Genomic DNA, 15,649 nt, shown 5'->3' on the forward strand with positions numbered 1-15,649 from the left:
CACCTACACAAACAGTGCATCGATTTCTTCATTGCTGATACTTTTAACATCTTCTTTTTTCACATAGTCGCTTAAATCAACTGATGTTGTACCGATTTTTTCAAACCTGTCGTTTACATAAATGTACTCATCATACGCATCGTTTTCGCCCTTGTTATCGCTTATAAGATAGATTGTTGCCTTATCACCTGTCTGAGGCAGGCTATCAACCACCTTAAAATCAATTGATTGAATGTTGCCGACAAGATGCTTTACCTCTTCAGTAAGGTCTGTCTTTTTCACATAATTCGCTGAGTCTTCCAGCTGTTCTACTTTTGTCGGTAATGCGCTAGTTTTCGCATACGCGTCAATACCTTGAAGGCTTTCTACGTTTGTCACGATGTCGGTTTTCTTCGCGTATTCTGACGCATCCAGCAGGTTTTCCACCTTGGTTGGCACTGAAGATACTTGTGCATAGTTTGCCGCATCACTTAAATCCGCAACTTTCTTCGGCACTGTTTCCAAGGCTTTTGTCAGCTCTTCTTTTTTCACAAAGCTTTCCTTGATTTTCTTCCAAACGTATAAAAGTCCGTTGTTGTCTAAAAATTTAGTTTGCATAATAATTTCCTTCCTTATTTAAGTAGTTCTTCGAGTTCAATATTGCTGATAGAGCAAAGTCCCAGCTCTAAAAGCGTTTTATTGCCTATAAGCTTTACTTGGTTAATTTTCGGCAGGTTAGTAAGCCTGTTGTAATCTGTTGTTTCTTCGCCTGTTACTTTTATGATGCTTTCAAAAGATGCGCTCATATCTGTATTGTGTTTAAAACTTGCCTGTAGTTCTGCCATTAAATCTCACCGTCCTTTACTATTTCTTCAGCTGTTGTTCGTATCAGATTTGAAGCGATAGCCGTGTTGTCGGGAAACTTGGCTCTGATTTGAATCGTGACAATACCGTCTTGAAACAAAAGTGTTTCTTTCTGCGTGAGATTTACTGTTACAAGCGTCTTTTTAACACTCACATCCTCTAAGCTTTTTTCTAAAACAACTTTTCCGTTTTGCTTATAGCTAACAAAAAGGACAGATGCGTTTTCTAAATCCACATCTGTCCTGAACACGTTTGTAGGTGTTGTTCCTCTATACATAAGGCTTTCCTCCTTATGGTTTTTCTTCTTTTTCTGCTTTAAGTTTTAGGATTTCCTCGTTTAGTTTTTCTAACTGTTCTTCGTAATACTTTGTGTTTTCCTCACTAAAAGCAACATGTTCCATCGTGTTTTCAGCTATCAGAGCTGAGCGTATGTCAGCTAAAATTGATGCGATTATGCCTTCAACCATATAAGTCGGGATAGGGATAGTTTTTTGCAAAGACACTATCTCATCGCTTAACTTCGCTCTAAACTTTTGTGTAGCTATCGCATAGTTAATGGTCGGCTTTTCCATCTTCCACCTCCTTTTCTTCGATTAGAATATCCAGTTTGCGATTGATATCTTCTATCATCTTTGCGTACTTACTGTTGCTGATAAACTGCTCTAGTTCCATACTCTCATCAACAGTTTTAGCAACTTTTATGTCACTGTTTTTAGTACCTTCGTTTATCACAACCTCGTTTGTGTTAATAATAAGTTCTGCCATATTCATCTCCTTAGTTGTAGAAAGTCAAGTCCATGAGGATACCGTTTTTAAATACCATGCGCCCGTTTTCACCCCATCTTCTTACTTTGCCGTACTCATCCACATCAAGCACCTGGACATAATGAATGGTTGCCGTAGTTCCAAAGCCTCCTTCCCACTGCGGGTTTATAACCTTGAAACCGTGGGCATAAAAGTTGCAGCCTAAATGCAAGCCATACTCGTCATATATACTGCCTGAGCGTGAAAAACAAAGCATCGTATTATACGAATTAGAATAGGATGATTCTTTTTGCGCGAAAGCCATATACTTTCCTTCAGGAGAGAGGTCAAACACAAGCCCTTTATGAGAGTCGTCTTTATTCCACTGATTCGTTCCGATTTTTCCCACATAGTAGCCATCACGATAAAAATGGTTACCGTTTTGATCAAATACGGCACGCCTACTACCAGAATCAATCGACCCGTTGTAAAGACCTATTTGCCCTGCAGTGATTTGAACATAGTTGCTTGACTCGTTAAATCCAATCAGAAAACTGTTGTAGTTTTGCCGCATAAACGAACCGAACTCACCCTTTTTCACCATGGAAGTAATCGAGTCTTCAACAATAGACACCTTGGATATAGCTCTGTCAGCTGTTTCTTTAGCCGCCTGAATGTCTTTATCACTAACTCTAACCCAGTCAAACTCCAGGTAGCTGTCAAGACTCTCATTTGACGTATACCGCCAGAGTTTTCTCGTATTATCCTGATACGGATCATGCTCTGACTCAGGATAGTTGCTGCCTGACAGTTCTATTATGTTTCCGGCATCATTAGGTAAAACCGCTAAACTATCTTCAACTTCTTTCCTTGAACCACTTTTTCTTATCGCATCAATCTTAAAACCGTAATAATCATGGCTTGAGCCATCGCTTCTAAAATAAAGCCAGAACGTATTGTTTGGCACAAAGATTCTTTTATCTGCTATGTCCGCACCGCCAAGTTTCGGTAAAACGTGAATCTTACCCTCAGACTCATAGAAAACTTCCACCCAATCATAGTTTGCACTTTCCGTACGGCAATTACTGTTAAACTTAATCTCTAAGCAGTCTCTTTTAACCCGATACCTGTAGGCGTAGCCTGTTTGAGTGTCGAAGAAAAAATCTCCCACGTGGTTTAACTTCTCACTTCTGCTTGTCCAAGAGTTAGCCGGAGCATTAGAAGAGTAGGGAGTATACGTGCCGTAATAGTTACCGTTTTTCTGCTCCAGTTTTTGATTAACTGTTTCAACACTTGATTCAATCTTTCGATCAGTTACAGAAAACTTGGTGTTAACCTCGTTTATCGTATAGTAGCTTTTAAGCTTCTCATCACTATCAGAAATAGCTTCCTGTTTTGCGTTACTAATCTGCTTTTCCACCTGAGAAGTGTAAGAAACTGAAAGTTTCTCAGCATCAATCGAATGCCCGATTATTCTATCTCCGTAAACACGCCCGTCTAAAGTAATCGCCGTATTGTAAGGGCCTGCAAAACCGTTATGGCTTCCGCCGATCCCGTTCATATTAACCTGTAATACTTTTGTAGCAGTATTCTTATCAGGCGTATCCATGTAAAGGTCTCTTAGCCACCTGCCTGAATCATCATATTCTGTTACCTTGTAGCCGCCTGATGTGATGTTCATCTGTGCTTTAATATTGTTGATTTCACTTTGCACGCGCTCGTTGTCTATTTTTCTTGTTGCAAGATTTTCTTCACGCAGGCTTTGCACACTATCATGCGAGCTTTGCACGTAGCTTCGTCTGGTTTGACTGCCCAGGACGATTTTCATCTCACCGGGTTTTTGCAATGGAATAGACTGTCTCATCACGGGAAATACCCGGTCCATGCCAAAAGGCGAGGCTATGCACCTAACTCTGTCTCCACACTCAATAGTTTCAAAATCAAGGTCAAACTCGGATAAGTCAACCGCGCTTAAGTTAAGCTCTGTCTGTTCGAACTGATTATCTTTAAGCCAAAGAGAGGCTTTACGTAACAGGTTTTCAGGAACAGCAACATCATCCCATCTAACGACTTTACAAACCCAACCAAACGCGCTCTTTGCCTGAGCGGAAACAAGATAATTTTTCCCATTATTAACGCTTGTAATATCCGTGTATTTTTTAAGAACCTCGTTTTTGCTGTTTTCACTTTCCAGTTCTTTACCTAAAGGGATAAGTGCTGTAGTAACATCTTCTGCCGATAAGTTTTCAGTATAATCAAGCAGGTTCAAACCGAACTCAACCGGTTGCTTCGCCATTTTACCCATTTCTTCCAAGCGAAGATAATCAAGGTACAGCCCGTCTTTTTCTCGTCTTAGCTTTAAGTATCCGCCCAGCTTATCTACCATTTTTCCCATAATTGCTTCAAGCGTGGTTTCAAAATTAGTGAACCTGTACAGGGAATTATTGGGATCTGTCACGCTGACTTTTCCGATATGAATCTTCTTCCTATCATCCACCTGCTCGTTATGAATGTTTAGGAATTTTTCCAACAGTTGGTAAGGTGTGTGATCATGATATTCTTTCTGCGGCTGAATACTGTCTGCCAGATACGTTAAAAGACCTGCGCATACTACTTTCTTGTTTTGGTTTAAGTCTTTCTCCTGTTCTCTTACCTCTCCGGTAAAAATTTCTTTCTCACCGCGATACACGCTCACCACTGATTTTCTGTTCAAAAACTTCTCATAGCAGGGATTTTCTTTCGGACACGTAAACACCAGCGTGCCTGCAGTGTTAAGCTCCACGTTAAGCGTCGCGTCAAGAAGAACATTCTTAGTGTCGCCCGGATAATACAAGGCTGTTTCATCAAGAGTTATTCTGTACAATTTATAACCACCCCCTTAGGTAGGAAATATCAAGTGTGCCTGTGCCTTGAAACGTAAGCGTCATATTATTTTCGCGTGTTCTAAGTTCAGGAAAACGAGATACGCCTTGTTTTAGACTGTAGGTTTTTCCTTTAAAATCAACGCTTATTGTGTTTAGTGTTTTATTAGTAAATTCAGGTATAAGCGTCATATCAAAATCACGGGTAAGCCTGATTTCTTTCCCGTCTTTAACCTGCACGTTTTTTAACGTGTACACGCCACCTGTTTCCATGTCTAAAACACTGTGCTTATAAGGGTTTAGCCTGTAGTTAAGCGTAATCGTTTCATAGTTTTTATCTGATTTAAAATCACTTACCCACACTCGACCCTGATAGTAAAAGGAAGATTCACTGTCCAATACAAGTGTTGTTTTAAGCCCGTGAACATCACGTTTAAGCCTCTCGTAAGCTTTCTGCCACACGACTTTATCTGCGACAATGAACTCAAAACTTCCTTCACGCATCTCGTATAAAACTTCACCTGCTAAACTTTCTGTAAGATCAAAACTTCCCAATCTTCCGGGTACTTCCAGATAGCTAAACCTTGGGGATGGTAGATTAACATGTGGCTTAAGTGTTGGAACTAAGCCTAAATCCTTAAAACTATGCAACCCGTTTATTGTCATGCCATACACTTTTACCACCCCCTTGTTTTTCTTGTTTGAAGCTTGAAAAGCTCACTATCCATCTTGTGTGCAATACCTCCCACAAGCTCGCCTGAATCAAGCACAATACTCTGGTTGGAAAACTGTGGGAAATACGAGTCCATAATCGCTAGAATCTGGTTCATAACACTAAGCATTTGCGTGTTTGCTCCCGCACTCATATTCTGCAAAGTATCAAGCCCCATAATCACCTCAGGGCCTTTTTCGCCACCGCCAAGCAAATGCCCGTTTTTCTCACCGAAGATAGTAGCCCCGTTTAACAGCATCGGCTTATCCATTGCCTTCTTATACCAGTCGATAGCAAGATACGGTACAGACGGTGGTGCGAGTGAGAAGTGTCCTTTAATACTAAAATGAGGCAGTTTAATATGAGGAAGACTAAGTCTAATACCTGCAAAAAAGCCTGTTATAGCGTCAACTACTGCTTTAACCTTGTTTTTCGCCGCTTCAATCGGAGTGATGATAGCGTTTTTAATACCGTTCCAAATTGATACGGCCGTGTTTTTAATACCGTTAAAAACGTTGCCTACAACGCCTGCTACCGCGTTAAACACTGTAGAAACCGTATTTTTAACCGTGTTCACCACGTTTGTTATAACACTGCAAATTCCATTCCATATCGTTTCAGCCACCGATTTTATACTGTTAAAAACAGAGGTTACAACACTTAAAATCGCATTGAACACGCTCGTAAACACGCTGCTTATAGTGTTTAGCACGCTTGTTATAAACGACATAATCGTGTTCATAACACTTGTTATTACACTGTTTATGGCTTCAAGCACGCTACTTACCGTGGTTTTAATCGCATCCCATGCGCCTATAATCACGTCTTTACAGTTTTCCCAGATAAACCTAAACGGTAGTGTGATAAGCGAAAAATAGCCTTTGATAAGCTCTACGATAAACATGAGAGCTACCGTGAGCACGTTTTTAATCGTATCCCACACGCCGGTAAAAACCTGAACTAAGCCTTGCCACACGTTTTGGAAAAACTCCGAGATGTTTTGCCAAATACTGCTCACGCTCTGGCAAACACCCTGCCACAGGTTTTTAAACCATTCGCTTATAGCACCCCAGTTTTTAATAATCGCAATAATCGCCACAACCGCGGCAATAATCGCTGCAATAATACCGATAATAGGAAGAAGTGAAACGTTTAACGCACCAAACCCTACAGCCGCCGTTCCTGCTGCTGTCCCTGCCGCCGCTGTTCCTGCCGCACTTGCTCCTCCTGCCACACCTACCGCAGTAGTGGCTGTGGCTGTGCCTCCAAGAAGTCCGATTAACCCTCCCAGAGCAGAAGTTATTGTTCCAACAGCACTAATAATTTTCCCGATCACAATGAGCACAGGACCGACTGTTGCAGCAATAAGCGTGATTTTTACTATCGCATCCTTCATTCCCGGAGACAGCCCGTTCCAGGCTTCGCTTAAAGATTTCATACAGGAAGCGAACTTTTCAAGCATAGGCTGTAAAACCGTTGCAAGAGAACTGCCAAGATCTGCTCCCACGATTTTCAGACTATTCATTGAAGTCTTAAACTTATCTATCGGATCAAGCGTTTCGTTAAACGTTTTCTCCACGCTACCGGCATTATCTTTAAGGGAAGTACCAAGCTCAGCAAAAGACAGCGAACCGTTTTTACACGCCTGATAAATAGCCGCGCCTGCACGCTTACCAAACAGCTCATAAGCTACTTTTAAACCTTCAGTGTCGCTTTTCGCATTCACCATACTGTTTTGAATATCTTCTAAAGCCTGTTTCATAGGCGTGCCTTTAGCAGTAGCAGCAGCCAATGCTTTAGTAAGAGCAGTCATAACCTGTGACGTGTCAGCACCCGACATTTCAACATTACCTAAGAAATTAGCAGCATCCGATGCATTAAACCCGAGCTGCTGTAAGGAGGCACTGTTAGTAACCATGGTTTTAGCAAGCGTATCCATGCTGACACCGGTACGCTGACCGACTGCGTTCATCGTATCAAGTAAAGCCCCGGCATCCTGTGCTTTAAGCCCAAAAGCAGCCACAACTTTCTGCGTGTTATCAACAGCCGTAGAAACATCCATGTTGTTAATTTGAGCAAATTTAATAAACCTGCCTGACAGGTCTTCAAGGCTTTTACCTGTTAAACCGAATCTTGTGTTCACCTCGCCGATAGCAGCACCTGCGGTTTGAAAATCAGTAGGAATACTGGTAGCAAGATTTTTCATACTATCTTGCATACCCTCAAGTGCTTTTCCTGTTGCGCCTGTTTTAGTAACAATTGTGTCCATACCGGCATCAACTTCGTTAAACGCGGCTAACGATGCGGCTCCAAGCCCCACAATTGGTGCGGTAACATGCGTGGATAAGCTTGTGCCGACTTGGGCTGTTTTCTCACCGACACTTTTAATTTTATCCCCGGTTTCTTTCATAGAAACTGCTAACGCTGATGGGACTTTCTTGGCCTGCTGTTCTAAATTTTTAAGATTCTGCTCGGTTTCAATAATCTCACGCTGCAGTGCATCATACTTGTCTTTACCGAGATCCCCGTTTTCAAGCTGTACTTTAGCCTGCTTATCCGCCTGTTTTAAAGCGTTAAGTTTCTCGGAAGTGTTTGCTATTTCCTGCTGCAACAACTGCTGTTTTTGTGCTAAAAGTTTAGCGTTGGACGGATCGAGTTTTAACAGCCTGTTTACGTCACGAAGCTGAGCTTGCGTGGATCTGATAGTCGTATTCACGTCTTTTAACGCCTTATCCAAGCCTGTCGTATCTCCACCGATTTCAACGGTAATACCTTTAATCCTGTTTGCCATAACTTCACCTCCTTTTACTCTTAATTTAGGAATAAAAAAAAATCAGATATTTTAACGCCTTGCATAAGAATGCTTGGTTCTCGTCTAGAACCTGTCGAATTCTGCCTGGCTTGCGAGCTTGTCGTATTTCACGTTATCGTTTGCTTTCTCCGTCCACATGTCTAAAATCATGCCGATAGTTAAAAGATCCAGTTCACAAATACTTATCCCAATCTCTGTGCATCTAAGAAGAAATAACGCGGTCGTCATTTCTCTTGTAGTTGACGTAACTTTTTTTTAGATTGAACCTGTGTTTGTAAATTAGCACCCCAAAGCTCCAAAATTTCAGGCAGCACCTCGTAGATAGAAAACATTTCAAACTCATCGAGCCATTTTTCAATCGTTTCAGGAATCGTGTTATCCGCATGGTAGGCCATGATGTAGGCTACGTTTTCAAAAATCTCCAGATCATCAATCTCAAACCCGGTGCTTTTACTCTTATACGATTTTTCGAGTTTAGAAAGATCCTGAAAAATATCACGCTTGAATTTGATGCGATACAGTCTTGGAATAGTGGCAGAGGAGCGAAACTTCACGTCTTTGCCACCGATTTTTACTGTTTTTTCAATCATGTTCACCACTCCTTTTACTTAGGTTTAACCTCTGTCGTGTTTTGAGGAACGTACACGCTCTTATACCAGTTAGCGTAAGTTTCATCAGATGTCGTATCTCCGCTACGGGATTTCACAAGCCCATCTTCTCTAGGATCAGCCGTGAGCGAGAGTGTTTCAGTACCTGGTTCTATCGTGTCTTCCTTGGTTTCCGAAGCGATAGAAGGTCTGGAAGCCGAGCAGTTATAAAGCACGTGGCGGATTGCTTTAACATCACCGTCAAACTCAAAAAGGAGTGCGAACTTTTCTGCTTCACCGGTAGTTGCTTTTTCTACCAGCACACCGTTTTTATCAAGTTTTTCTTTTAATATTTCTGTTCTAAACCATTCAGGTATAAGAGCCATTTCCAAGTCGCCACTGTAACCGTTGTTCGCAGTCGACCTGAAGTAGACAATCCCGTCAGCGTAAAACGGTGAGGATTCACCTTCCGCATCAAGGCTTATGCTCACAGCTCCCGGAATAGGTTTAGGCGCATCATAGTTAAAACTTCCGCCTGCGTCTTTTTTAAGTTTTGCCGCGTACACGTTTTTAAGATTGTATTTAACCTTGTTTCCCATTTTCTGTTACCTCCATTTCAAAAATGTAGAGTGTTTCATAAAGCTTTTCCGACTCTATGAACGTCTCTGTTTTGTTATAAAAAATGCCGTGTCTATCAAGCACGGCTTCAACTTTTTCTTCCAGCACGGGGTTCTTATAATCTGTGTATAGTTCAATATGAACTTCGTTTGCTTTAAAATACGCTTTCCCGTCTGCCGCGAAATTACTGCTTACAGGCGTAAGAAACACAAGAAACGGTGGGGAAGGTGATTCTCCTTCAGCAAAATGATGGTAAGCAAAAGGAAAACCTATCTCTTGCATAATGTTTAAAAGTTTAGTCATGTTCTATCGCCTCCCTTATTTTTTCTTCGAAACTTTTAACCGCTTTTTCTTCCGCAAGCTTAATGTGTGCTCTTGCTTCCACACGTCCTCCGCCTCGTTTAGCGTGACCGTACTCTAACAAGTGTGTAAGCTGATACTTGTTTTTTGAGTGAACTACCAGTGTGAGAGCGTTTTCTGATTCTTTAACAGTTTTAACCGCCCAACTTTTCGCATACTTACCCGTGTGTTTCGGAGCAGTGTTTTCTATATCTTCTTTAACGGTTTTACTCACATTTTTAACTGCTTCTTTTACTTTCTCACTCGTAGTATCCGCGTAAGTTTTAAGCTCTTTTATTATCCTGTTTGAAAGATTATCTACTCCTGTTTTGCTCACTTTTTACACCTCTTACAGTGAAGTTTCAGGCTTTTCTTCTTATAATTCATGTGGTCAACACCTAAAATCTCGTAAACCGTATCACGGAAAATAATCCTGTAACCAAGCGATGAGACTACGGCTGTTTCTTTCGAATAGCGGATAGTAAAATCTATTTTTGACTCATCCCATACGTTTCCTGCCGAAGTCTCTTCTATGGGACTTTCAGCACTCACCGTAGCGTAACACTCGTAATATTTACTCCACTTAATCTTATGATTACCAACCTCATCAATTTCAACACTGTTTTTAAGCAGCACAATACGCTCGTTTAATAAACCTATTCTCATTTAAAACCCCGTTTTTCTAACAGTAAAAAGCATCGAACGTAAAGTGAGCATAAGCGCGTGGTGGTCTGCTTCCTCCCGATGCTCATACAAGTAGCCTGTAGCGTATAAGACTGCGAGCCGATACTCGTCAAAGTTTTCACTAATCAAACTAGTATCGTTTTTACGAGCTACTCCCTGGCAGAGTTTTTCAGCAGAACGAATAAGGGTGTTGATAAGCTCATCATCTTCTCTACTATCCACCCTAAGATAGTTTTTTGCTTCCTCAACTGTAACTATCATCAACACCCCTCCTTAACTTTTAACCGTCTTTTAAGCTGCTACGCTTGTTTTAACAGGCAGAATCTGCACTGCTTCTTTAAGCACGAGTTTGCCGTCTACACGCTCTTTAGCAACGAAACCTATCATGCCGTTTCCAGCGAAAAGCTCGGTAAGCTCTTTAAACGAGCGTGAACCACGGTCGCCAATGTTGTAGTACGAGTAGTCACCAAAAGCCACCATGTTTTCAGGCGCGTAAGCAGACGTGTAAACCGGGTATCCGAGAATCCTGTTCGGCTCATCATCCTGGTATGAAGGCTGCCAAACATACGCGCCATTATTGTCTTTAAGTTTTCGTATGCTCGCGACCGTTTTATCGTTCATAATAAAACTCGCGTTTTTACGGTATGGTCGTTTCAAAGCGTGAACAAGATCAATCAGATCATCAGTTTTAATACCGGTAGTTTCTTTAAGGAACGTACCACCGTCTTTCTTGTTGAAAATACCAGTCGGTTTTCCCACGCCATCCCCGTTAAGAAAAGCGTCTTCCTCAGCGTTAGCCAACGCCATGCCGAAGGATGTGAGAAGATGATTCTCGAGGTTAAACGCATTATCATACAAGAGTTCTTCAGTAACTTTTACCGCAACGTGAAGCTTATGAGCGTCAAGCAGGATTTGAGCAAACTTGGAATCTCCAAAGTTAAGGCTTGCGCCTTCTTCAATCCAAGCCGCCGCAGGATCACTCATCGCAACATTAATCTTATGCTCGCCACTAGTAGTAATCGTGGTAGCAAGAGAGCGAATAATGTTTTCTTCTTTCAACGTTTCAATCAGACGATTATCGTATTCTTCCGGCACAAGATACCCGCCGTCAGCGTCCACACCTTCCTGCAACACGTTATCGACTCGTTTAAAATTACTTCTAAGAGCTGTAAGCATTGCCTGCTTATACTCGTCACGCGCACGCCCTTGTTTTTCAAGGTTCACACCGGTTTTCATAGGTTTTGCAACAATCGCCTCAGATGTTGGTTTTGAAAGCTCCTTATCCATCACTTCCATCTGCTCCAAACGATCAATTTCCATACTGTAAGCTTTCACTTTCGCTTCCATCTCATCATAAGTTTTCGCGTCTTCTTCTGAAATAAGCCCGTCCTTGTCACGTTTAGACTCAAGGAAAGCTTTCGCACCCTGCCAAGCCTTATTACGTTTCTCAACCATGTTTGAAATAGTGTTCATCATGTTTACCTCCAATTTTTGATTAAAAAAAGACGATCCATAAGATCGTCTGCACTAATATTGTTTGTTTCCTTACCGCTTATCCGGCAGGCTTTACATATTTTTTCCAATAACGTGTTTTGCACGCTTAATTTCGAATACAATGTTGAAACCTGTGGTATGCCAATATCAGCGGTTTCACCTCTAGTTAAAACACCGTCCGCGAACCCGAGTTCTACCGCCTTGTTAGCATCCATCCACGTTTCCGAATCCATTAAATGCGACAGTTTCACACGGTTAAGCCCTGTTTTAATCTCGTAAGCGTTAATAATGGACTCTTTGACCTCATCAAGCATTGATATTGCTTTTTCCATTTCGCTTCTGTTTCCAAAAGCAACCGTCATAGGATTATGAATCATAAGCATTGACACCGGGCTCATATAAACCTTTGTGCCAGCCATCGCAATCACTGATGCAGCCGAAGCTGCAATCCCATCAATCTTTACCGTCACACAACCCTTGTAATCCATGAGCATGTTATAGATTTGTGCCGCAGCCACACAATCGCCGCCGGGAGAGTTAATCCACACGGTAATATTCCCACTACCAGCGTTTAACTCGTCTTTAAAAAGTTGTGGGGTTACATCATCATCAAACCATGATTCTTCAGCAATCGTACCGTTAAGAAACAGCGTTCTCTCAAAAATCTCATTATTCTCATTAGTCTCATTGTTTTCCTTTTGGTTTTTCCACTGCCAAAACTTCCTCATTACCTTTTTCCTCCTTTCCGCTACTGTTTGCGAACGCTCCTGCACGGTTAAGCGGGAGCATGTTGCCGTTAATCAAATACAAGTCACCACCCTCACAGGCTGGAATCTTATCCAAGTTTTCTAACTGTCTAATATCGTTTGCGCTCATCCAACCGTTTTGACGAGCGGTAGCATAACCATTCATACGACTCTGATAGTCTCCTCGAAGAAGACCATCCACGTTAAACTTCACATAATAAGTTTCTTTCTCCTTATCAGTAAAAAGCCGTCTCGTAATAGACTGTTCAAACCGTGCCACCCAAGGATCAAGCGTGTATTTCACAAACTCCAGCGACTGCTGTTCAATATTAGAAAAACTCGACTTTTCTAAATCACCAACCATGTGTGGTGGGACTCTGAAAATACGAGCGATCTCGTTAATCTGAAACTTACGAGTTTCAAGAAACTGTGCTTCGTTAGGCGAAATAGAAATAGGCGTATACTTCATGCCTTCCTCTAAAATCGCTATCTTATGCGAGTTAGAACCCGAGAACCCCTTATTCCAACTATCCCTCATACCAGACGGATCTTTTACTGTTCCGGGGTATTCCAAGATTCCGCTTGGTGTAGCACCGTTAGCGAAAAACGATGCACCATACTCTTCCGTAGCTATCGCCATACCGATAGCGTTTTTTGCCATCGCAATAGGCGAATAGCCAACAAGACCGTCAAAACCAAGACCGGGAATATGAAGCACGTCAAAAGGTTTAAGTTTCACACTCGTTTCTTTACCCGCTAAAACATCACTATCATTTAACGTATACTCGTAAAAAATTTGGCCACTCTCATCCCGGTCAACTCTCATACGATCAGGCATTAAAGGGTATAAGCCTAGAACCTCGCCTTTACCGTTTCGAATAATCTGAGCGTAAGCATTACCCCATAACAGTAGATGCGTCATCAATGTTTCTCTAAACACGAAGCTTGTCATCTCAAGATTCGGCTCATCATGAAGCACCTTATACAAAGGATGTTTAACAGCTTTAGCCGTACCTGTACTCGTTCGCTCATACACGTGAAGCGGCAGACTCGCCACCGCCTCAGACAAAATACGCACACACGAGTAAACCGCCGTCATCTGCATCGCCGAACGCTCATTCACCCTTTTACCGGACGAGGACGCGCCCATTAAGAAACGATAACCGCCGCCTAACATCCTGTTTTCAGGCTTATCCCTGCTCTTAAAAATCTTACTAAAAATACTCACGACCCACCTCCTTACATGAATAGGATTCCTCGAGCGTCATACACGCTTTGAGTGTTCGCGTTACCGCATCTGATAGCACGGTCAAGCGCCATAATGGTGGCGATAGCACCGTCGATTTTCTCGGTTGATTTTTCCTTATCTGCCTTAATGTTTCCGGCAGGATCTGTGCGAATGAAAATGTTATCCATGTTCCATCGAAGCACCGGATGCCCTGCGTGTGCGATTTTCTGCTCGAGTGTAAGCTTCATAAGCTCCTTTGTAGGCGGACTCATATCCTTGAATCCCTGTCCGAACGGGACCACGGTAAACCCCATGTTTTCAAGGTTTTGCACCATTTGCACCGCGCCCCAACGGTCGAAAACAATCTCACGAATATTGAAACGTTCACCTAAAGTTTCGATGAATTTTTCAATAAACCCATAGTGAACAACGTTTCCTTCCGTAGTCTTAATAAACCCTTGTTTTTCCCACACATCATACGGCACGTGATCTCGTTTCACACGCAAACTCAAGGTTTCTTCAGGCACCCAAAAATAAGGTAGGATACGAAACTTATCCGACTCATCTAAAGGCGGAAACACAAGCGAAAAAGCCGTAAGATCAGTGGTACTTGAAAGGTCAAGACCCCCATAGCAGACCCTGCCCTCGAGTTCTTCCTCATTCACCTGAAAACCGCAAGCATCCCACTTTTCCATCGGCATCCAACGAATAGACTGTTTCACCCACTGGTTAAGACGAAGCTGACGGAAAGCATTCTCTTCACCAGGATTTTGCCGAGCGGACTCGAAAGCAGCCTTAACTTTCTCCATTTGAACCGTCACCCCAAGAGAAGGATTAGCTTTCTTCCACACCTTAGGATCCGTCCAATCATCCGAATCTTTTGCACCATAAATCACTGGGTAAAAAGTTGGATCAATTTTCCTACCCTCGAGAATATCCACTGCTTTCTGATGCGTCTCATAGCAGATAGAATGCGTATCCGTACCAGCCGTGGTAATCAGAAAATACAGTGGCTGCATGCGAGCATCCCCGGAGCCTTTAGTCATCACGTCAAAAAGTTTACGGTTTGGCTGCGTGTGAAGCTCATCAAACACGACACCGTGAATGTTAAAACCGTGTTTAGAGTAAGCTTCAGCCGACAACACCTGGTAGAAACTGTTAGTTGGTAGGAAAATAATACGTTTTTGCGAAGCTAAAATTTTAACCCTACGATTAAGAGCCGGACACATTCTAACCATGTCCGCCGCCACATCAAACACGATCGTTGCCTGCTGACGATCCGCCGCACAACCATAAACTTCCGCACGCTCCTCATTATCCCCACAGCATAAAAGCAGTGCCACTGCAGCAGCAAGCTCACTTTTACCCATCTTCTTAGGTATCTCAATATAAGCAGTATTAAACTGACGGTAACCATTCGGTTTCACCACGCCAAACAAGTCCCTAATAATCTGCTCCTGCCAGTCAAGGAGCTTAAAAGGCTTACCAGCCCACGTTCCCTTCGTGTGTGTTAAACATTCAATAAAACTTACAGCATAATCCGCTAAATCCTTACTATACGTTGAATCTTCTTTTTTAAACTTAGTAACCTCGTATGCTTGCAACTTAAGCTCCTCCTTTCTTTAGGCATAAAAAAAGACGCTTTCAGCGCCCACATCATTTCTTATCTTTCCTACGAGAAACAGGGCCTAAAAGCCCTGCTACTTTTAATAAAACTTCAGTTTCTAGTTTCTAGCGTCAAGGATCATTTCTAAAGCCTCATTTGCAAGCTTGCCTGTTGGCATAATATCCCAGCCTCTATCATAGTTTGCGATAACCTTGTTATTGTTTTTCAAAGTAAGCTTGGAAATTCGACCCTGGTTAATCCCATATTCGCTTGGCTCTTCAAAAACCTTCATACTGTAGCTTACAACCTGATCTTCAACTTTAAGCGTATCTTGTTCCCACATGGTTTTGCTCCTTTTTCTGTGCTTTTTGTTAG

Annotated in this window: 19 protein-coding genes; all 19 read right to left on the reverse strand. The window is 42.2% G+C overall.

Annotation, left to right across the window (positions count from 1 at the left end; genetic code table 11):
* Nucleotides 1-3 precede the first annotated feature (3 nt).
* Nucleotides 4-597, reverse strand: a complete 594-nt coding sequence (locus HXT40_RS04625) for a hypothetical protein (protein WP_065189627.1) — start codon at nucleotides 595-597, stop codon at nucleotides 4-6.
* A gap of 14 nt (nucleotides 598-611) precedes the next feature.
* Nucleotides 612-824 carry a hypothetical protein gene (locus HXT40_RS04630; protein ID WP_020757763.1) on the reverse strand — a complete coding sequence of 71 codons (213 nt, stop codon included), beginning with the start codon at nucleotides 822-824 and terminating at the stop codon, nucleotides 612-614.
* On the reverse strand, nucleotides 824-1,120 hold the full coding sequence (locus HXT40_RS04635; protein ID WP_020757764.1) for a hypothetical protein: 297 nt from the start codon (nucleotides 1,118-1,120) through the stop codon (nucleotides 824-826). Before HXT40_RS04635 ends, HXT40_RS04630 begins: the two co-directional genes overlap by 1 nt.
* Before the next feature lie 13 nt (nucleotides 1,121-1,133).
* Complete coding sequence (locus HXT40_RS04640) at nucleotides 1,134-1,415, reverse strand: toxin (protein ID WP_065189626.1); 282 nt, start codon at nucleotides 1,413-1,415, stop codon at nucleotides 1,134-1,136.
* Nucleotides 1,396-1,608 (reverse strand): hypothetical protein, encoded by a 213-nt coding sequence (locus HXT40_RS04645; protein WP_231108436.1) that lies wholly within the window; start codon nucleotides 1,606-1,608, stop codon nucleotides 1,396-1,398. The genes HXT40_RS04640 and HXT40_RS04645 overlap by 20 nt, the downstream gene beginning before the upstream one ends.
* Before the next feature lie 10 nt (nucleotides 1,609-1,618).
* Nucleotides 1,619-4,450 (reverse strand): phage tail protein, encoded by a 2,832-nt coding sequence (locus tag HXT40_RS04650; RefSeq protein ID WP_065189624.1) that lies wholly within the window; start codon nucleotides 4,448-4,450, stop codon nucleotides 1,619-1,621.
* A 1-nt stretch (nucleotide 4,451) separates the two neighbouring features.
* On the reverse strand, nucleotides 4,452-5,114 hold the full coding sequence (locus tag HXT40_RS04655; RefSeq protein ID WP_231108443.1) for a hypothetical protein: 663 nt from the start codon (nucleotides 5,112-5,114) through the stop codon (nucleotides 4,452-4,454).
* 11 nt (nucleotides 5,115-5,125) lie between these two features.
* Nucleotides 5,126-7,951, reverse strand: coding sequence for a phage tail tape measure protein (locus HXT40_RS04660; protein WP_065189635.1), 2,826 nt, complete (start codon nucleotides 7,949-7,951; stop codon nucleotides 5,126-5,128).
* Nucleotides 7,952-8,196: 245 nt separating this feature from the next.
* The gene (locus HXT40_RS04665; RefSeq protein ID WP_020757771.1) at nucleotides 8,197-8,562 is read right to left on the reverse strand and encodes a hypothetical protein; all 366 of its coding nucleotides are present in this window, start codon (nucleotides 8,560-8,562) and stop codon (nucleotides 8,197-8,199) included.
* A gap of 14 nt (nucleotides 8,563-8,576) precedes the next feature.
* Complete coding sequence (locus tag HXT40_RS04670) at nucleotides 8,577-9,158, reverse strand: major tail protein (RefSeq protein WP_020757772.1); 582 nt, start codon at nucleotides 9,156-9,158, stop codon at nucleotides 8,577-8,579.
* Nucleotides 9,142-9,480 (reverse strand): hypothetical protein, encoded by a 339-nt coding sequence (locus tag HXT40_RS04675; protein WP_065189442.1) that lies wholly within the window; start codon nucleotides 9,478-9,480, stop codon nucleotides 9,142-9,144. The genes HXT40_RS04670 and HXT40_RS04675 overlap by 17 nt, the downstream gene beginning before the upstream one ends.
* A complete protein-coding gene (locus HXT40_RS04680) occupies nucleotides 9,473-9,853 on the reverse strand; it encodes an HK97 gp10 family phage protein (RefSeq protein WP_004117070.1) in 381 nt (126 codons plus the stop codon). The genes HXT40_RS04675 and HXT40_RS04680 overlap by 8 nt, the downstream gene beginning before the upstream one ends.
* Complete coding sequence (locus HXT40_RS04685) at nucleotides 9,850-10,182, reverse strand: phage head closure protein (RefSeq protein WP_065189443.1); 333 nt, start codon at nucleotides 10,180-10,182, stop codon at nucleotides 9,850-9,852. The genes HXT40_RS04680 and HXT40_RS04685 overlap by 4 nt, the downstream gene beginning before the upstream one ends.
* Nucleotides 10,183-10,461 carry a head-tail connector protein gene (locus HXT40_RS04690; protein WP_004125785.1) on the reverse strand — a complete coding sequence of 93 codons (279 nt, stop codon included), beginning with the start codon at nucleotides 10,459-10,461 and terminating at the stop codon, nucleotides 10,183-10,185. It abuts the gene before it with no gap.
* A 30-nt stretch (nucleotides 10,462-10,491) separates the two neighbouring features.
* Nucleotides 10,492-11,676 carry a phage major capsid protein gene (locus tag HXT40_RS04695; RefSeq protein ID WP_065189444.1) on the reverse strand — a complete coding sequence of 395 codons (1,185 nt, stop codon included), beginning with the start codon at nucleotides 11,674-11,676 and terminating at the stop codon, nucleotides 10,492-10,494.
* Nucleotides 11,677-11,678: 2 nt separating this feature from the next.
* A complete protein-coding gene (locus HXT40_RS04700; protein ID WP_081264729.1) occupies nucleotides 11,679-12,422 on the reverse strand; it encodes a head maturation protease, ClpP-related in 744 nt (247 codons plus the stop codon).
* Nucleotides 12,379-13,668 (reverse strand): phage portal protein, encoded by a 1,290-nt coding sequence (locus tag HXT40_RS04705; protein ID WP_101888693.1) that lies wholly within the window; start codon nucleotides 13,666-13,668, stop codon nucleotides 12,379-12,381. The genes HXT40_RS04700 and HXT40_RS04705 overlap by 44 nt, the downstream gene beginning before the upstream one ends.
* Nucleotides 13,669-13,679: 11 nt before the next feature.
* Nucleotides 13,680-15,272, reverse strand: coding sequence for a terminase large subunit (locus HXT40_RS04710; RefSeq protein ID WP_065189445.1), 1,593 nt, complete (start codon nucleotides 15,270-15,272; stop codon nucleotides 13,680-13,682).
* 120 nt (nucleotides 15,273-15,392) lie between these two features.
* A complete protein-coding gene (locus tag HXT40_RS04715) occupies nucleotides 15,393-15,617 on the reverse strand; it encodes a DUF7678 domain-containing protein (RefSeq protein ID WP_065189446.1) in 225 nt (74 codons plus the stop codon).
* Nucleotides 15,618-15,649 lie beyond the last annotated feature (32 nt).

The sequence above is a fragment of the Gardnerella sp. DNF01180P genome, from assembly GCF_049244205.1.
GTDB lineage: Bacteria > Actinomycetota > Actinomycetes > Actinomycetales > Bifidobacteriaceae > Bifidobacterium > Bifidobacterium swidsinskii.

Coding starts and splice junctions, on each gene's coding strand:
- HXT40_RS04665 (WP_020757771.1), bottom strand. CDS start 8,562: ATGATTGAAAAAACAGTAAAAATCGGTGGCAAAGACGTGAAGTTTCGC.
- HXT40_RS04690 (WP_004125785.1), bottom strand. CDS start 10,461: ATGATAGTTACAGTTGAGGAAGCAAAAAACTATCTTAGGGTGGATAGT.
- HXT40_RS04695 (WP_065189444.1), bottom strand. CDS start 11,676: ATGATGAACACTATTTCAAACATGGTTGAGAAACGTAATAAGGCTTGG.
- HXT40_RS04640 (WP_065189626.1), bottom strand. CDS start 1,415: ATGGAAAAGCCGACCATTAACTATGCGATAGCTACACAAAAGTTTAGA.
- HXT40_RS04655 (WP_231108443.1), bottom strand. CDS start 5,114: ATGACAATAAACGGGTTGCATAGTTTTAAGGATTTAGGCTTAGTTCCA.
- HXT40_RS04685 (WP_065189443.1), bottom strand. CDS start 10,182: ATGAGAATAGGTTTATTAAACGAGCGTATTGTGCTGCTTAAAAACAGT.
- HXT40_RS04715 (WP_065189446.1), bottom strand. CDS start 15,617: ATGTGGGAACAAGATACGCTTAAAGTTGAAGATCAGGTTGTAAGCTAC.
- HXT40_RS04675 (WP_065189442.1), bottom strand. CDS start 9,480: ATGACTAAACTTTTAAACATTATGCAAGAGATAGGTTTTCCTTTTGCT.
- HXT40_RS04700 (WP_081264729.1), bottom strand. CDS start 12,422: ATGAGGAAGTTTTGGCAGTGGAAAAACCAAAAGGAAAACAATGAGACT.
- HXT40_RS04625 (WP_065189627.1), bottom strand. CDS start 597: ATGCAAACTAAATTTTTAGACAACAACGGACTTTTATACGTTTGGAAG.
- HXT40_RS04635 (WP_020757764.1), bottom strand. CDS start 1,120: ATGTATAGAGGAACAACACCTACAAACGTGTTCAGGACAGATGTGGAT.
- HXT40_RS04630 (WP_020757763.1), bottom strand. CDS start 824: ATGGCAGAACTACAGGCAAGTTTTAAACACAATACAGATATGAGCGCA.
- HXT40_RS04645 (WP_231108436.1), bottom strand. CDS start 1,608: ATGGCAGAACTTATTATTAACACAAACGAGGTTGTGATAAACGAAGGT.
- HXT40_RS04670 (WP_020757772.1), bottom strand. CDS start 9,158: ATGGGAAACAAGGTTAAATACAATCTTAAAAACGTGTACGCGGCAAAA.
- HXT40_RS04660 (WP_065189635.1), bottom strand. CDS start 7,951: ATGGCAAACAGGATTAAAGGTATTACCGTTGAAATCGGTGGAGATACG.